Below are 15,590 nucleotides of genomic sequence, written 5' to 3'. Positions count from 1 at the left end.
GAGGTTTCCTAGCCCTGATAGTAGTGGAAATCCTTTTATGCCGGGGTTCGGCATAAAATATTGAAACGAATAGCAGGATTAGCTCAAAAAAATAAAAAATGAAAGTATTTGTAATAGGAATAGGATTGATCGGCGGCTCGATGGTATTGGATATCAAGACGCTGTATCCGGAAGCCACAATTTATGGGATTGATACTAATGAAAGCCATTTGGCAGAAGCAATTGCTTTAGGAGTTGTTGATGCTGGCGTAACTTTTGATGATTTAATCGATGCCGATTTTGTAATCGTTTCGGTTCCTGTTGATGTTGCGTTGACGGTTTTGCCAAAAGTTTTGGATTCTATTGGGGACAATACGATTGTTTTTGAAGTAGGTTCAACAAAAACACCTATTTGTGAGGCAGTTTCAAATCACCCCAAAAGGCGAAATTTTATTGCCACGCATCCTATTGCGGGTACTGAATTTTCAGGACCTTCGGCAGCGATAAAAGGATTGTTTAAGGGAAAAACGAATATTATTTGCGAGGTGGAGCGAACAGCTTTCAAATTACAAGAAAAGGCGTTGGAACTTTTTGCCGAAATGGGAATGAGAATCCGTTATATGGATCCAAAATCGCATGATAAACACATTGCTTATGTGTCACATTTATCACATATAAGTGCTTTTATGCTTGGGAAAACGGTTATTGATAAAGAGAAACACGAGCAGGATATTTTTGATATGGCTGGTTCCGGTTTTGAAAGCACGGTTCGATTGGCGAAAAGTTCTCCAGCGATGTGGACGCCAATTTTCAAACAAAATAGAAAGCAGGTTGTAAAAACACTAGAGGAATACATTTCGAATTTATCAAAATTTAAAGAACTGTTGGAAAAAGAAGATTACGATGCGATTTACAATGAAATGCAAAGTGTCAATAAAATAAAAGAAATATTAAACGGAATAAATATAAAAAAATAGGCCGTTTTCAATAGACAGAAATTGTCTTAAGTAAACAGTTTTAAAAGAAGAACAACACATAATAAAAAATAAAATTTAGAAAAGATGGAAAACAAGAAAGAAATGAGAAATTGGTTGAATGAATTCAATTTATCTCATCCATTAGTGATTGCAGGACCTTGTAGTGCTGAAACAGAAGAGCAAGTGTTGAAGATAGCACATGAATTGAAAGATTCAGATGTAAGTATTTTTAGAGCTGGAATTTGGAAACCAAGAACGCGTCCGGGAGGGTTTGAAGGAGTAGGAGAAATAGGGTTGAAATGGTTAGTAAAAGCCAAAAAAGAAACGGGTTTGTTAATGGGAACTGAGGTTGCTACTGCAGCTCACTGTAAATTGGCTTTGGAATATGATATTGATGTTTTATGGGTTGGTGCTCGCACAACTGCAAATCCATTTGCTGTTCAGGAAATTGCAGATACATTAGCAGGGACAGATAAAATAGTTTTGATAAAAAATCCGGTAAACCCTGATATGGCTTTATGGTTGGGTGGTGTAGAACGTTTATATGCTGCTGGAATCAAAAAATTGGGAGTAATTCACAGAGGTTTTTCTACATACGAAAAAACAAAATACAGAAATATTCCAGAATGGCAAATTGCAATTGATTTGCAAAATAAATTTCCTGATTTACCTTTGATTATTGATCCATCCCACATTACAGGGAACAGAGACATGATTCTTGAAGTTACACAAGAAGCGTTGAATTTAAATTATGATGGTATGATAATCGAAACTCATACGGATCCTGATAATGCCTGGAGTGATGCAGCACAACAAGTTACACCAGATGCATTGAAGCAAATTTTTAAAGATTTGAGAGTGAGAAAACAGGACGACGTGTCTGATGAGTACACTCAGAAGATGAAAAAATTAAGAGCAAACATTGATGTTTTGGATACGAATTTATTGGACTTGTTAGGGAAGCGTATGAAAGTAGCTGACGAAATAGGTCAGGTTAAAAAAGATGCTAACGTTGCTGTTTTGCAAAATACCCGTTGGAATGAAATTCTAGGAAAAATGATTCTTGAAGGAGAAAAAAGAGGTTTGACAGAAGAGTTTGTTCTTAGAATGTTCAAAGCAATCCACCAAGAAAGTATTGGTCACCAAGAAAAAATTGTGAACGTTTAAAATAATTTTAGATTTCTGAAAACGTAAAATTTAGATTTTTATTAAATCCCAAGGCTTACAGTCTTGGGATTTTGTTTTTGTAGCAGTCTCAAATACTTTGAACTTTAAACTTTAAACTTGAAACAAAATTTTACCTTTGCAAAGTCTTAGGTTTTAAATCAGAAATCTAAATTCGTTAATCTTCAATCAAAAATCCTAAATGACAGGACTAGTATACAAATCTACAGGAAGTTGGTACACTGTAAAATCAGAACAAGGTGATTTTATAGAATGCCGTATGAAAGGTAAATTCCGTATGAAAGGAATTAAGAGTACCAATCCTATTGCTGTAGGCGATATTGTAGACTATGAACTCGAAGAAACATCAGATACAGTTACGGGAACCATTCATAAAATTCATGACAGGAAAAATTATATCGTGCGTAAATCAGTGAATTTATCGCATCAGATGCATATTATTGCGTCTAATATTGATAGGGTTTTCTTGCTGGTTACCATCAATAATCCACCAACGACTTTCAATTTTATTGATCGTTTTCTAGTTACTGCTGAAGCATATGGAATTGAAACGATACTGGTTTTTAATAAAATAGACACTTTTGATGATGCTACGCTTGATGAACAGTTGTATATGCAGCATGTATATCAGGAAATAGGATACAAATGTTTGCGTGTATCTTCGACAGAAATGAAAGGAATTGAGGATTTGAAAGCAATGATGATTGGTAAAGTAAGCATGTTCTCAGGACATTCCGGTGTTGGGAAATCAACTTTAGTAAATGCAATGGAGCCTTCTTTGCATTTAAAAACAAAAACAATTTCTGAGGCAAGCAAGCAAGGACAGCACACGACCACTTTTGCTGAAATGTACGATTTGTCATTTGATGCCAAGATTATAGATACTCCGGGAATCAAAGGTTTTGGGATTGTCGATATGGATCCAGCAGAAATCAGTGGTTATTTTCCTGAGTTTTTCAAATTGAAAGATCAGTGTAAATTCAATAATTGTTTGCATAAAGACGAGCCGCATTGTGCTATTAAAGCTGCTTTAGAAAAAGATGAAATCGCATGGTCGCGCTACAGAAGTTACCTTAAAATTCTGGAAGGAGACGATGAGCATTATCGTACTGATATTCATAACGAGGATAGAATAATTAGTGATAAAACGAGAGAATAAGAATCTCCAATTTTATAAAACAATTTGAAATTTAAAAATGAAAGTTGTAATCCAAAGAGTTTCCTCCGCCTCAGTAACAATAGATACTAAAATTGTAGCCGATATTCAGAAAGGATTATTGGTTTTAGTTGGAATTGAAGATGCCGATAATCAAGAAGATATTGATTGGTTGGTAAATAAAATTACGAACATCCGCATTTTTGGTGATGAAAATGAGGTGATGAATTTATCTGTAAAAGATATTGATGGCGAAATGATTGTAGTTTCCCAATTTACACTGCATGCTGCTACCAAAAAAGGCAATCGCCCTTCCTATATTAAAGCTTCAAAACCAGAAATCGCTATTCCTTTGTATGAGAATTTTATAAATCAGATGGAAAGCGAATTGGGTAAAACCGTTCAAAGTGGTGTGTTTGGTGCTGACATGAAAGTGCTTTTATTGAATGACGGTCCAGTTACTATAATCATAGATAGTAAAAATAGAGGTTAATTTTTCTTTAATCGAAAAATTCTTATATTTTTGATGAAAAGAATTTTTTATGATTGTCAAATATGTTTCTTTCCTGCTTTTGTTTTTTACCACCATTATTTTTGCTCAAAAGGTAGAATATACCTCTTTAACTATTCCTGATAGTTTAAAAGAAAATGCTAATGCTGTAGTTCGTTTAAATCAATTAGATATTGCCATTGCTTCTCAAAGAAGCATGAATATAACCACTAAAAGAGTGGTAACGGTTTTAAATGAAAAAGGGCTTAGTGCTGTTGATGCAATTGAAAACTTTGACAAGAGAAGAACTGTAAAAGCAATAGAAGCGGTTGTTTATGATGCATTTGGGAATGAAATCAAGAAAATAAAAAGAAAAGATTTTAAAGAACAAAGTTCCTCAGGAGGAAATACTTTATTTTCGGATGCACGTTTTATTTATTTAGAATATACTCCAACTCAGTATCCATTTACGATTGTTTTTGAAAGTGAAATAGAAACCTCTAACACTGCTTTTATTCCAACTTGGTCTGTGATTTCAGATTATAATGTTAGTATTGAAAAAAGTACCATTAACGTACTTTTTCCATCAACACTTGGTTTTAGAAAGAAAGAATTCAATTTTTATAATTTTAATATAAAAAGAGTAGTTGATACACCTTTGCAATTGCAGTATGTTGTATCAAATGTTGTCGCGCAAAAATATGAGGATTATACACCGATTTCCAAAGTTTTTCCTAAAGTAATGATGGGATTAGAGAGTTTTAATCTTGAAGGTGTAGATGGGACTGCAAAAAATTGGAAAGAATACGGGAAGTGGTTTTCGGATAATATTTTAATAGGGACAACTAATTTAAGTGATGAAACCAAATCGAAAATTAAAGCAATAATAGGTGTAGAAACTGATCCCATTAAAAAAGCAAAAATTGTTTACAAGTTTGTACAAGAAAGATCAAGATATGTAAGTGTTCAAGTTGGGATTGGCGGATTTAAGCCGATGTTGGCTAGTGATGTAGATCGACTTGGTTACGGGGATTGCAAGGCATTGTCTAATTATACTAGAGCCTTATTAGAAGTTGTGGGTGTTCCTTCTTATTATACTGAATTATATGGTGATCGAGATATAAGGAATATTGAAGCAGACTTTTTTTCAATTCAAGGGAATCATGTTATTTTGTGCGTTCCTAATGAAACTGAAAGTATTTTTTTAGAGTGTACAAGTCAAGATGATCCCTTTGGTTTTCAAGCAAACTTTACGGATGATAGAGATGTTGTTGTAATGAAACCTGATGGTGGCGAAATAATACATACTAAAGTATATCAAAACAAGGATAATTCTCAAAGCAGCAAAGGAAGTTACAGTATTGATGATAAAGGTAGTTTTTCTGGGAAAATTAGTATAGTATCAACAGGTTCTCAATACAATAGAAAAGCTTCACTAGAAAAATTGCAACCTAATGATAAAGAGGCTCATTATAAGCAATATTGGAGTAATATCAATAATCTTAAAATCGAAAAAACGCTCCTTGAGAATGATAAAGAAAGCGTTCGTTTGACAGAGAATGTAACGGTTAATGCTATCAATTATGGTAATGTCTCGGGTAACAAAATGATGGTTACTATAAATGCATACAATCAATATTCAGGAAATGTAAAAAGAATTCGCAACCGTAAAAATCCATTTGAAATATCAAGAGGATATATAGATACTGACGAAATTGAAGTTGCATTACCTACTGATTTTAGTATTGAGTTTCTTCCAGAATCCTTTGAGTTGCGCACAAAATTTGGAGATTATAAAACAGAAATAGTAAAAAAAGATGCCGCTAATTTAGTGTACAAAAGAACCTTATTTATAAAAAAAGGATTATACTCTAATAAAGAATATGACGAATACCGTCTTTTTATAGAGCAAATTTCAAAAAATGATAATGCCAAAATTATTCTAACCAAAAACCAATAAAACCATGAAGTACAATCAATTTTTCATTATTATCTTTTTTTCTTTAGTCTTTTTTGAAAGTAATGCGCAAGAATTTAAATTAGGTAAAGTTTCAGTTGAAGAACTTCAAGAGAAAAATCATCCCCTAGATTCTACTGCTGTAGCTGCTATTCTTTTTGAAAAAGGAGCAGTAGATTTTGAGTACAGTCAAAATGATGGTTTTGTGATGACCACCGAAGTGATAACGCGTATTAAAATCTATAAAAAAGAAGGATACGATTGGGCAAATAAAGAAGTGAGATATTACATTGGTAGCAATGCAAAAGAAACAGTGTCCTTCTCTGATGCCGTTACTTATAATTTAATAAATGGTAAAATAGAGAAAACAAAACTAAAAAGTGATGGAGAATTTGAAGGTAAGGTAAACAAATATTGGGGACAAAAAAAAATTACGATGCCTAATATAAAAGTAGGCTCTGTTGTTGAATTCAAATATAAAATTCGCTCATCACGGTTTAGTGAGTTGACAGAGTGGAATTTTCAATCCAGTATTCCTGTTAATTATTCTGAATTTAAAACCTCTATCCCAGAATATTTTGTCTATAATCCAAATCTAAAGGGGTTTGTCTCTCCTAAAATTACTACAGAAAAAAGCAATAAATCTTTAAGCTACTCGTATCGACCGGAAGCACGACCTGGAGAGAGTACAACTAGTTCTACTTCACAAGAAAAGTTAGAGTTTTTAGAAACAAGAACTGTTTACCTTGTAGAAAATCTTCCGGCTATGAAAGACGAAGCTTATGTTAACAATATTTCAAACTACTCAACAAGTATTTCTCATGAACTTTCTGTAGTGAAATTTCCAAATCAACCTTATAAAACCTTATCAACTGATTGGGCATCTGTGACTAAGACAATTTATGATTATGATGATTTTGGCGCTGAATTGAATAAAACAGGTTATTTTGAAGAGGATTTAAAGTCAGTAATTGCGGGATTAAATACACCAGAAGAAAAGATTTCTGCACTGTTGAATTATGTCAAAACTACAGTAAAATGGAATGATTACTATGGGTATTCTTGTAATGATGGTGTAAAACAAGCATACAAAAATAAAACTGGAAATGTTGCCGAAATCAATCTAATGTTAACTGCTATGCTAAGGCATATAGGCCTTACAGCTAATCCAGTTTTGGTGAGTACTCGTTCAAATGGAATTGCACTATTTCCTAATAGAACTGCTTTTAATTATGTAATCGCTGCAGTTGAAATGTCAAGTGGTCTTGTATTACTAGATGCATCGGATCGATTTTCCACTCCCAATATTTTGCCATTAAGAGTTTTGAATTGGGTAGGAAGATTGATACGCAAAGATGGTACTTCGATAGAAGTAGATTTAATGCCTAAAGTACCATCTAATGATGTAGTAATGATGAACTATGAAATTGATGCTAATGGAAAGGTTTCTGGTAATCTGAAACGCCAAAGAACGGATTATAATGCAATGATTTTTAGAGGTAACGTTGGAGATGTAAAAGAGGACGTTTATCTTGAAAAATTAGAGAATGAAAATAATAAAATTGAGATAAATGAATATTCAAGAGCTAGTGAAAAGGATTTAAAAGTACCAGTTGTAGAAACGTTTTCGTATTCAGGTACTAATTTTAGCGAAATTATTGGCGGTACAATTTATATCAATCCAATGTTGTTTTTTGCTGTAGAACAAAATCCCTTCAAACAAGAAATTAGAGAATATCCAATAGATTATGGATTTCCTTTTGTTGATAAATACAATATTGCGATTAAAATTCCAGACGGATACAAAGTGGAAACAATCCCAACGCCATTACTTTTAAATATGCAGGATAGCTTGGGTAGTTTTAAATTTGTGATAAATGCATCAGGGAATTTTATTCAGTTAGTGATTACACATCAAATAAATGTACCAATCATTACAGCAGAATATTATTCAATGTTAAAAGAGTTCTATCAAAAAATGATTGAAAAACAAAATGAGAAAATTGTACTGAAAAAAGTGTAATAAATGAACATAAAGCAATTAGTAGCTATTGTTTGTTTTGCGTTCTCGTTTACAAATTTAAATGCTCAAAATTTTGAATTAGGAAAAGTATCCGTTTTTGAACTCAAGGAAAAGTACCATCCTAAAGATACAACAGCTGTGGCAGCTATTTTATACAATAAGGCAAAAACTTTTTTTAAATATGATGAAAAAGTTGGCTTTACTATACATACCGAATTTCAGATTCGGATTAAAATTTATAAAAAAGAAGGATTAAGTTGGGCCAGTTTTCAGACGCCATATTATGTGGGATATGAAGGAAGTAATGATGATTCTGTTCGTTTTTCCAATGCGATTACTTATAATTTGGAGAATGGAGCAGTAGTTAAAACTAAATTAAATAGTGAAGGAAGCTTTAATACTAAGGTTAATGAATATTGGAAAGAGGCTTCAATTACATTGCCAAATGTAAAAGTTGGATCTGTTATTGAATTTAAATATATTTTAAAGTCAGAAAACATTGTAAAGTTTCCACGGTTTGATTTTCAGTATGAAATCCCTGTAAACTATTCAGAATACAGTACTGAAATCCCAGGTTTCTTTATTTATCAAGCGATTGTAAATGGTTTTTTACAACCAAAAACAGAACAAAAAGTAGATTTAGGAAGTTTTAATTATGCCAATAAGAATGATCCTACCAGAAGTAAATTTGTCAACTTTCAACAGTTAATCAGCAAGTATAGTGCTTATGATATTCCTGCTTTAAAGAGTGAACCTTTTATCGACAATCTTCAAAATTATCGCTTTTCGATTAAGCATGAATTGGAAAAAACGCAATTCTATGAGCAGCCTGTAAAAGACTATGCTGTGACTTGGGCAGGAGTGGCTAAAACAATTTTTGAAAACAAAGATTTCGGGAAAGAGCTAGATCAAGGATTGTACTTTCTGAATGATTTAAAAGCAATTTTAAAAAGCGAGGAGTCTGGCACAAAAACGGCATCAGAAAAACTCCTTCTCATTTTTAAATTTGTACAACAAAAAATGAATTGGAATAAAGAAAATAGTTATTACACTGACAAAGGTGTAAAAGAAGGGTATTCTAATAAAGTGGGAAATAGCGCAGAAATAAATTTCATACTAATTAACATGTTGAAATTGGCAGGAATTAATGCTAATCCAGTTTTAGTGAGTACACGAGAATATGGAGTTCCAGAATATCCAAACAGAACCGTTTTTAACTATGTAATTGCAGTTGCAGAGGTTGAAGGAAAACAGATCTTGCTTGATGCTACAAATAAATACACAAGCCCCAATGTTTTGCCTTTAAATGTGTTAAACTGGAAGGGTAGGCTTATTAGAAAAGATGGAACTTCACAGGAAATTAATCTAGTGCCAGAGTTGCCATCTAAAAAAAATTACAATATACTAGCCACTATAAATCCAGAAGGAAAAGTTACCGGTAAGTTTAGAGTGCAATATACCATGTATGAAGCCCTTAATTTTAGAGAAAAATTTTCAAAGCTTAATGAAGAAAGTTATCTTGAAAAATTAGAAAATGATTGGAACGGAATAGAGATTAGTGATTATTCAATAGAAAACAAAGACGCGGATTTAGAAAAACCAGTAACGGAAAGTTTTACTTTTGCTACGGCTAATCATTGCGAAATAATAGCTGGAAAGATGTTTGTCAATCCGATGCTATTTTTCACACTGAATAAAAATCCGTTTGTTCAAGAGCAAAGACAAATGCCGATTTATTTTGGATATCCAAAACATAACAAATACAGTATTAATATAGATATTCCTGAGGGTTATGGTGTAGAATCGTTACCGAAAGCAATGAAGATAGCTACTGTAGGGAAAGAAGTTGTTTTTAGTATTAATACCTCGTTGGTAGGAAATAAGATTCAGTTAGTAATTAGTGAAGAAATAAATGGAGTTATTTTTAACGCCAATTTTTACAATGAATTAAAAGAGTTCTATCAAAAAATGATTGAAAAACAAAATGAGAAAATAGTATTAATTAAAATATAATCATGGACTTAAAAAATTCCCAACTCGACGTAGATACTTGGATAAAAGAACACGGCGTTCGTTACTTTAATGAACTGACTAATATGGCACAACTTACCGAAGAAGTAGGTGAAGTAGCCCGAATCATAGCCCGTCGTTATGGAGAACAATCCGAAAAGGAAAGTGACAAAAACAAGGACCTTGGCGAGGAATTAGCTGATGTGGTTTTTGTGGTATTGTGTTTGGCAAACCAAACAGGAATTGATTTACAAGCGGCTTTCGATAAAAAAATGGATTTAAAATCTATTCGAGATAAAGATCGTCACAAAAATAACGATAAACTGAAATAATTTGTGGATTTTAAATTATGAATTATAAAGGAGGAGTGGTAAATTGCACCTCTTGAGTATTGGAGTAAAAATCTTCATCAAAGTCGATACTTCATAACTTATAGTTCATAACTCACAATTACAAACATGAATTTACTGTTACAAACTTCACATTCTAATTTACAAGCTCAAATTGCAATTACTGGTTCTAAAAGTGAAACCAACCGACTGCTATTGTTGCAAGCACTTTTTCCTAGTATCACTTTGGCCAATACTTCTAACTCAGATGATAGTGAAGTCATGCAAAAAGCGCTGAAAGGAAACGAGGAAATCGTAGATATTCATCATGCTGGAACTGCGATGCGATTTCTAACGGCTTATTTTGCAGTTGATGAAGGTCGAGAAGTAGTTTTGACTGGCTCTCAGCGAATGACGGAGCGTCCAATAAAAGTTTTGGTGGAAGCATTAGAACAATTGGGTGCAAAAATCTCCTACGAGAGGGAAGTTGGGTATCCACCAATTCGAATCAAAGGACAAAAAATCACGGCTTCTAAGGTTTCTATTCCTGCCAATGTAAGCAGTCAATACATATCGGCATTGTTGTTAGTAGCGCCAAAACTGGAAAATGGTATCGAAATCACTTTGGTAGGAGAAATCACTTCGGTTCCATATATCAAAATGACTTTGGCTTTGCTGAATGATTTAGACATTAAAACCAGTTTTGAAGGAAATGTGATTACTGTTTATGCAAAAGAAGAAGTAACATCAAAAGTAATGACTGTAGAATCCGATTGGAGTTCTGCTTCGTACTTTTTTAGTTTAGTTGCTTTGACTGAAAAAGCTTCTATTTCATTGACGAGTTATAAAGAAACCAGTTTACAAGGCGATTCAGCTTTGGTTGAAATCTACAAACAAATGGGTGTTGAAACGCATTTTGAAGGAAACAAAATGACTTTGGTTAAACTACCTGATTTTAAACTGGAGACTTTAAATTTAGAATTAAATAACACACCTGATATTGCTCAAACTATAGTGGTGACTTGCCTTGGGCTAGGAATTGGTTGCCATCTTACGGGACTTCACACCTTGAAAATTAAAGAAACGGACCGCCTCGAAGCACTTAGAATTGAGCTCACAAAATTGGGTGCAAATATTACCGTAACTAATGATAGCTTGACGCTAGGAGCTTCACAAGCAATTAATAATAATGTGAAAATCGCTACGTATAACGATCATAGAATGGCAATGGCATTTGCGCCTTTAGCTTTAAAAGTACCAATTATCATCGAAAATGCAGAGGTAGTTTCTAAATCATACCCTGATTTTTGGGAAGACATGAAAAAATTAGGTTTTGAAATTTCAGAAAAATAAAACGTGTAACGACTAGTGAATCAACGACTTTTGAAAATAAACAGCAAAACACTTGACAACGCCTATCTCACAATCGTATATTTGCAGCTGAAAGATTTTTTGGATTCGTATAAATCCTAAATCTAAAATCTAAAATCTAAAATTTAATATGAAATTATCACATTTCCAATTCGATTTACCTAAAGAACTTCTTGCTGAATATCCAGCTGAAAACAGAGACGAAGCGCGTCTAATGGTTATTGATCGTAAGAAACAAACTATAGAACACAAAATGTTCAAAGATGTTATCGATTATTTTGATGACGGCGATGTTTTAATTTTGAATAATACTAAGGTTTTTCCAGCGCGTTTGTATGGAAACAAAGAAAAAACTGGAGCAAGAATCGAAGTTTTTTTACTTAGAGAATTAAATTCTGAGCAAAGACTTTGGGATGTTTTAGTTGATCCAGCTCGTAAAATTAGAATTGGTAACAAATTATATTTTGGAGATGACGATTCGTTAGTAGCAGAGGTTATCGACAACACTACTTCTCGTGGTAGAACTTTGCGTTTCCTTTACGACGGTTCTTATGAAGAATTCAGAAATAAATTAACAGAACTTGGTGAAACTCCAATCCCAAAATACATTTCTAGAGATGTAACACCAGAAGATGCGGAACGTTACCAAACTATTTATGCTAAAGAAGAAGGAGCTGTTGCAGCGCCAACTGCAGGGTTGCACTTCTCGAAACATTTATTAAAAAAATTAGAAATCAAAGGAATTAAATTTGCCGAAGTAACACTTCACGTAGGTTTAGGAACTTTCAATCCAGTTGAGGTTGAGGATTTGTCAAAACATAAAATGGATTCTGAGGAATTAAAAATTACTCAAGAAGCGTGTGATATTGTGAATGAAGCCAAAGCTAAAAAGAAACGCATTTGTACCGTAGGAACTACTTCTATGCGTGCTGTTGAAAGTTCAGTGTCGTCACAAAACACCTTGAATCCGTTTGACGGATGGACAAACAAATTCGTTTTTCCTCCTCATGATTTCACGATTCCAACGTGTATGATTACTAATTTCCACACCCCAAAATCAACTTTATTAATGATGGTTTCAGCATTTTGCGGACACGATTTAATGAAAAAAGCGTATGCTGAAGCCATAGAAGAAAAATACAAATTCTATTCTTACGGTGACGCGATGTTAATTATTTAATCTCTGAATTACATCCTATTCTAAATAACAAAATCTCGTCAGTACTGGCGAGATTTTTTTGTTTGAGCCTAAATATTTTGGGTGTGTCCCGCTGAAAAAGCGGGTCGGGCTATACACTGTATCTTTATTTTCTTAAAGAAAGAAAATAAAGGATGCCGCTTCCATCCCTCACACGACGTTCTGTTTATAAAAGAGGTTTGTATTCCTAATTCACTTGATACACCAATCGCACTGTAATATTAGCCGTTTTGTTTTTGGATTGCGTATTAAAGGAACCGCCATAAGAAAAATCTTCCGATGAGTTTTGACCTGTAATCTGAAAAACGCCCATGTCTGATTTCTTTAGATTTCCTAAACTGGCATCTGCATTTTCAGCGATACTTTTTGCTCTGATACTGGCATCTTTCGTAGCTTCGGCAATCATTTTTATTTTTAGTTCAGCTAGTTTAGTGTAGTAATATTCAGGTGGAGAAGAATAAAATTCCACACCTGAGTTGATCAATTCACTCGATTGTCGCGATAATTCTTCAATTTTATTTACTTCCTTAGATTGGATACTCACACTTTGAGTTAAGGTAAATCCAGTGAAAATTTGCTGTCTTGTCGTTCCGTTTTCGTTATAAGTCGTTTCAAAATCTTTATTGAAATTTACCGCCGAAAACACCATTTCAGTTGAATGTATTCCTTTGCCTGATAAATAGCTTTTTATTTTCTCCCTATCAGCATCTAATGCAGCGTAGGCTTCTTTCAAAGTCATACTTTTTTTAGAAAAGGAACCATTCCAAACAATCAAATCCGATACAAAATCTTTCTTTCCTGATCCTGTTACACTTATGGTGTCGTTGCTTTTGTTTCGATTCTGAAATGCATTCGAAAACAAATACGAGGAAATCACCACGGCGATGGCAATAATGATAACATTAAAACTGTTTTTAAGCATAGCTAAGAATTTTAAATTCAATCAAATGTAGTTAAATAACGAGTAGTTTCTTAATTCCGTATAGGAATTGGGAACTATTTTTTTCCATTCGAAAATTTAACTCTTGTATAGGTAGCCAATCATTCAAAAGTCTTTTATCTATCGCTCCTTTTTTACTACTTTTACAAATCAAAATACAAATCATGACTTTCGAAAATACCCTTGAATTTGCAAAAAAACTTGATTCACAAGATCAATTACATAAATACCAAGACGAATTTATTTTTCCGCAGGTAAATGGAAAAAAAGTGATTTATTTCACTGGAAATTCATTAGGATTACAGCCTAAACGTACTAAAGCGTATGTAGACGAGGTGATGAATGATTGGGCAAACCTCGCTGTTGAAGGACATTTTTACAGTGAAAAACCTTGGTGGGATTACCATGAACGATTTGCAAATCCGTTGAGTAAAATTGTGGGTGCACTTCCAAGTGAAGTTACGGTGATGAACACCTTAACAGTAAATCTTCATTTATTGATGGTTTCTTTTTACCGACCAACAAAGACCAGATATAAAATCATTTGCGAAGAAAAAGCATTTCCTTCGGATCAATATATGTTTCAAAGTCAGGTTCATTTTCATGGATACAAACCAGAAGATGCTATTGTTGAAATCAAGCGTCGTGAAGGAGAACACAACATTCGCATAGAGGATGTTTTGGCTAAAATTGAAGAAGTAGGTGATGAGTTGGCTTTGGTCTTAATTGGCGGTGTCAATTATTACACAGGACAAGTTTTTGACATGAAAACCATAACGGCAGCTGGCCATAAAGCGGGTGCTTATGTAGGTTGGGATTTAGCACACGCTGCAGGAAACATAAAACTGGAATTGCACGATTGGAATGTGGATTTTGCAGCTTGGTGCAGTTATAAATACATGAATTCAGGTCCTGGAAATGCTTCTGGTTGTTTCATTCACGAAAAACACCACAACAATTCTGAGTTGCCAAGATTTGCGGGTTGGTGGGGACATAATAAAGAACGTCGTTTCAAGATGGAACAAACTTTTGACCCAATTCATGGAGCCGATGGTTGGCAAATAAGCAATTTACCGGTACTTTCGCTGGCACCTTATTTAGCATCTGTAGAAATGTTTGATGAAATAGGAATGGAGGCTTTAATTCAAAAAAGAGATGCGATAACGTCCTATTTAGAATTCATTCTACACGAAATAGACAAAGAAGTCGATAGTACTTTCGAAATTATTACGCCATCAAATCCATCAGAAAGAGCGTCACAATTATCAGTGCTACTGCATGGGGAAGGACGCAGTTTGTTTGATTATCTTATGAAAAATGGGGTGATTACGGATTGGCGTGAACCTAATGTAATTCGTTTAGCACCAGTTCCATTATATTGTTCTTTTGAGGATATGTATCATTTTGGACAAATATTGAAATCGGGAATTCTAAAATAATTCGAACATTGAATTATATAAGAAGTTGTTTTAATTGTATAAGTTTTTTAGAGCGATTTTGACGTTTCTTTGTGTTATTATAAATTACAAAATTTAAAATTATGAAAGCATTATATTTTATATTGTTCGCCGCAGTTTTTATTTCATGTCAAAATCAAGGCAAAATGGAAATTGAAAAAGCGAAGCTAGCAACTGTAGATTCCATGAAAGTTGAAATGGAGAAACAAAGAGTTATTGATTCGATGCAAGCTAAAATTGAAACTCAAAAAGAAGTTATCGTTGTTAATCAACCAGCAGCTACGACTACGACTACTACCACTACTCAAAAGACAGGGATGAGCAGTACAGCTAAAGGTGCTTTGATTGGAGCAGGAGTTGGAGCAGCTACAGGCGCAATAATCAGTAAGAAAAAAGTGCAAGGAGCCATAATTGGTGGAGTTGCAGGTGCAGGTGTGGGCGCCGGAACTGGTGCAATTATAGATGGAAGTAAAAAGGACTAGATTTACTTTAGATAAGTATAGAGAGTGTTTGAGTTC

General features: G+C 33.7%; 13 protein-coding genes. 12 read left to right on the top strand and 1 reads right to left on the bottom strand.

Annotated elements, in window-relative coordinates; translation table 11 throughout:
• Positions 1 to 98: 98 nt before the first annotated feature.
• The 10 genes from V5J73_RS12755 to queA all read left to right on the top strand — a co-directional run bounded on the left by V5J73_RS12755 (position 99) and on the right by queA (position 12,657).
• Entirely contained in the window at positions 99 to 956 is an 858-nt protein-coding gene (locus tag V5J73_RS12755; RefSeq protein ID WP_338646339.1) for a prephenate dehydrogenase, read from the top strand.
• Between the two features lie 84 nt (positions 957 to 1,040).
• Positions 1,041 to 2,123 (top strand): bifunctional 3-deoxy-7-phosphoheptulonate synthase/chorismate mutase type II, encoded by a 1,083-nt coding sequence (locus V5J73_RS12750; RefSeq protein WP_338646338.1) that lies wholly within the window; start codon positions 1,041 to 1,043, stop codon positions 2,121 to 2,123.
• Between the two features lie 199 nt (positions 2,124 to 2,322).
• On the top strand, positions 2,323 to 3,300 hold the full coding sequence (rsgA, locus tag V5J73_RS12745; protein WP_338646337.1) for a ribosome small subunit-dependent GTPase A: 978 nt from the start codon (positions 2,323 to 2,325) through the stop codon (positions 3,298 to 3,300).
• Between the two features lie 37 nt (positions 3,301 to 3,337).
• Positions 3,338 to 3,790 (top strand): D-aminoacyl-tRNA deacylase, encoded by a 453-nt coding sequence (gene dtd / locus V5J73_RS12740; protein ID WP_338646336.1) that lies wholly within the window; start codon positions 3,338 to 3,340, stop codon positions 3,788 to 3,790.
• Between the two features lie 49 nt (positions 3,791 to 3,839).
• On the top strand, positions 3,840 to 5,747 hold the full coding sequence (locus V5J73_RS12735; RefSeq protein ID WP_338646335.1) for a DUF3857 domain-containing transglutaminase family protein: 1,908 nt from the start codon (positions 3,840 to 3,842) through the stop codon (positions 5,745 to 5,747).
• A 4-nt stretch (positions 5,748 to 5,751) separates the two neighbouring features.
• Positions 5,752 to 7,767, top strand: coding sequence for a DUF3857 domain-containing protein (locus V5J73_RS12730; RefSeq protein WP_338646334.1), 2,016 nt, complete (start codon positions 5,752 to 5,754; stop codon positions 7,765 to 7,767).
• A gap of 3 nt (positions 7,768 to 7,770) precedes the next feature.
• Positions 7,771 to 9,780, top strand: coding sequence for a DUF3857 domain-containing protein (locus V5J73_RS12725; RefSeq protein ID WP_338646333.1), 2,010 nt, complete (start codon positions 7,771 to 7,773; stop codon positions 9,778 to 9,780).
• Between the two features lie 2 nt (positions 9,781 to 9,782).
• Positions 9,783 to 10,109, top strand: coding sequence for a nucleotide pyrophosphohydrolase (locus V5J73_RS12720; RefSeq protein ID WP_338646332.1), 327 nt, complete (start codon positions 9,783 to 9,785; stop codon positions 10,107 to 10,109).
• Positions 10,110 to 10,235: 126 nt separating this feature from the next.
• Entirely contained in the window at positions 10,236 to 11,459 is a 1,224-nt protein-coding gene (gene aroA, locus V5J73_RS12715; protein ID WP_338646331.1) for a 3-phosphoshikimate 1-carboxyvinyltransferase, read from the top strand.
• 148 nt (positions 11,460 to 11,607) lie between these two features.
• Positions 11,608 to 12,657: a tRNA preQ1(34) S-adenosylmethionine ribosyltransferase-isomerase QueA gene (gene queA, locus V5J73_RS12710; protein ID WP_338646330.1), complete on the top strand. Its 1,050-nt coding sequence runs from the start codon at positions 11,608 to 11,610 to the stop codon at positions 12,655 to 12,657.
• 205 nt (positions 12,658 to 12,862) lie between these two features.
• Here queA and V5J73_RS12705 read toward each other — a convergent pair whose 3' ends face one another.
• A complete protein-coding gene (locus V5J73_RS12705) occupies positions 12,863 to 13,597 on the bottom strand; it encodes an SIMPL domain-containing protein (protein WP_338646328.1) in 735 nt (244 codons plus the stop codon).
• Positions 13,598 to 13,779: 182 nt separating this feature from the next.
• Between V5J73_RS12705 and kynU the strand changes: the two genes are divergently transcribed.
• Positions 13,780 to 15,054, top strand: a complete 1,275-nt coding sequence (gene kynU / locus V5J73_RS12700; RefSeq protein ID WP_338646327.1) for a kynureninase — start codon at positions 13,780 to 13,782, stop codon at positions 15,052 to 15,054.
• Positions 15,055 to 15,155: 101 nt separating this feature from the next.
• Entirely contained in the window at positions 15,156 to 15,554 is a 399-nt protein-coding gene (locus V5J73_RS12695) for a YMGG-like glycine zipper-containing protein (protein ID WP_338646326.1), read from the top strand.
• Positions 15,555 to 15,590: the final 36 nt, after the last annotated feature.

It is taken from the genome of Flavobacterium sp. KS-LB2 (genome assembly GCF_036895565.1).
In the GTDB taxonomy this organism is placed as follows: domain Bacteria; phylum Bacteroidota; class Bacteroidia; order Flavobacteriales; family Flavobacteriaceae; genus Flavobacterium.
This window is presented reverse-complemented; position numbering and strand designations above follow the sequence as displayed.

What these genes read in the sequence shown, in the direction of transcription:
- V5J73_RS12755 (WP_338646339.1), top strand. Translation starts at nt 99, where the DNA reads ATGAAAGTATTTGTAATAGGAATAGGATTGATCGGCGGCTCGATGGTA.
- V5J73_RS12750 (WP_338646338.1), top strand. Translation starts at nt 1,041, where the DNA reads ATGGAAAACAAGAAAGAAATGAGAAATTGGTTGAATGAATTCAATTTA.
- rsgA (WP_338646337.1), top strand. Translation starts at nt 2,323, where the DNA reads ATGACAGGACTAGTATACAAATCTACAGGAAGTTGGTACACTGTAAAA.
- dtd (WP_338646336.1), top strand. Translation starts at nt 3,338, where the DNA reads ATGAAAGTTGTAATCCAAAGAGTTTCCTCCGCCTCAGTAACAATAGAT.
- V5J73_RS12735 (WP_338646335.1), top strand. Translation starts at nt 3,840, where the DNA reads ATGATTGTCAAATATGTTTCTTTCCTGCTTTTGTTTTTTACCACCATT.
- V5J73_RS12730 (WP_338646334.1), top strand. Translation starts at nt 5,752, where the DNA reads ATGAAGTACAATCAATTTTTCATTATTATCTTTTTTTCTTTAGTCTTT.
- V5J73_RS12725 (WP_338646333.1), top strand. Translation starts at nt 7,771, where the DNA reads ATGAACATAAAGCAATTAGTAGCTATTGTTTGTTTTGCGTTCTCGTTT.
- V5J73_RS12720 (WP_338646332.1), top strand. Translation starts at nt 9,783, where the DNA reads ATGGACTTAAAAAATTCCCAACTCGACGTAGATACTTGGATAAAAGAA.
- aroA (WP_338646331.1), top strand. Translation starts at nt 10,236, where the DNA reads ATGAATTTACTGTTACAAACTTCACATTCTAATTTACAAGCTCAAATT.
- queA (WP_338646330.1), top strand. Translation starts at nt 11,608, where the DNA reads ATGAAATTATCACATTTCCAATTCGATTTACCTAAAGAACTTCTTGCT.
- V5J73_RS12705 (WP_338646328.1), bottom strand. Translation starts at nt 13,597, where the DNA reads ATGCTTAAAAACAGTTTTAATGTTATCATTATTGCCATCGCCGTGGTG.
- kynU (WP_338646327.1), top strand. Translation starts at nt 13,780, where the DNA reads ATGACTTTCGAAAATACCCTTGAATTTGCAAAAAAACTTGATTCACAA.
- V5J73_RS12695 (WP_338646326.1), top strand. Translation starts at nt 15,156, where the DNA reads ATGAAAGCATTATATTTTATATTGTTCGCCGCAGTTTTTATTTCATGT.